Source organism: Streptomyces sp. ID05-39B, assembly GCF_033794725.1.
Classification (GTDB): Bacteria; Actinomycetota; Actinomycetes; order Streptomycetales; family Streptomycetaceae; genus Streptomyces; species Streptomyces bobili.
The window spans coordinates 1-771 of sequence record NZ_JARGEF010000535.1 but is presented as its reverse complement, the minus strand read 5'-3'; the positions used below and the strand labels follow the sequence as shown (position 1 = coordinate 771).

1 protein-coding gene is annotated in these 771 nt (G+C 70.9%); it reads left to right on the top strand.

The annotated features are described in order from the left end of the window. Window positions 1-174 precede the first annotated feature (174 nt). A complete protein-coding gene (locus P1P75_RS41755) occupies window positions 175-735 on the top strand; it encodes a dihydrofolate reductase family protein (RefSeq protein WP_319265315.1) in 561 nt (186 codons plus the stop codon). The last annotated feature ends 36 nt before the right edge of the window (window positions 736-771 follow it).

The following is a 771-nucleotide window of genomic DNA, read 5'->3' as shown; positions in this document are numbered from 1 at the left end:
CCCCCGCCCGTCCCCGAACCGCCGCCCCATCGCCAAGCTCCGATCAGCCGACCGACCCCGCGAGCCCCGAGAACCAGCGCCGCGCCACGCCACGCCACGAAACCGTATCTCCGCCCACCCCCTTCCATGGCACCGTGGGACCAGGGATCCGATGACCAGCAAGGAGTACCGACCATGCGCGACGTCGTCCTGACCGCCACCATCTCCCTCGACGGGTACATCGAGGGCCCCGGCCGGGACATCTCCTGGCATCGCGTCGACGAGGAACTGCACCAGCACTTCAACGACACCCTCCGCGAGGCCGGCGCCTTCCTGAGCGGCCGGGTCACGCACCAGCTGATGACCGAGTTCTGGCCCACGGCCGACAAGGATCCCGACGCGAGCGCCACGGTCGTCGAGTTCGCCGGGATCTGGCGGGAGAAGCCCAAGTTCGTGTACTCGCGGACGTGGGAGCGCGCCGACTGGAACACCACCGTCGTGCGGGACGTCGTACCGGAGGAGGTGCGCGCGCTCAAGGAGCAGCCGGGCGGCCCTCTGGTCCTCAGCGGCGCACACCTGGCCGCCGACTTTCTGCGGCACGGGCTCGTCGACGCGTTCCGGATCTACGTCGATCCGGTGATCGTCGGCGGCGGCACCCCACTGTTCACGGAGGGCTCCGCCCCGGCCGACCTCCGCCTCGTCGAGACCCACACCTTCGGCAACGGCGTCGTCCTCCTGAGCCTCGAACGCGAATAGCCCACGGCCCCGCCGGGCCCCGCACGGACCCCACGG

Coding starts and splice junctions, on each gene's coding strand:
- P1P75_RS41755 (WP_319265315.1), top strand. CDS start 175: ATGCGCGACGTCGTCCTGACCGCCACCATCTCCCTCGACGGGTACATC.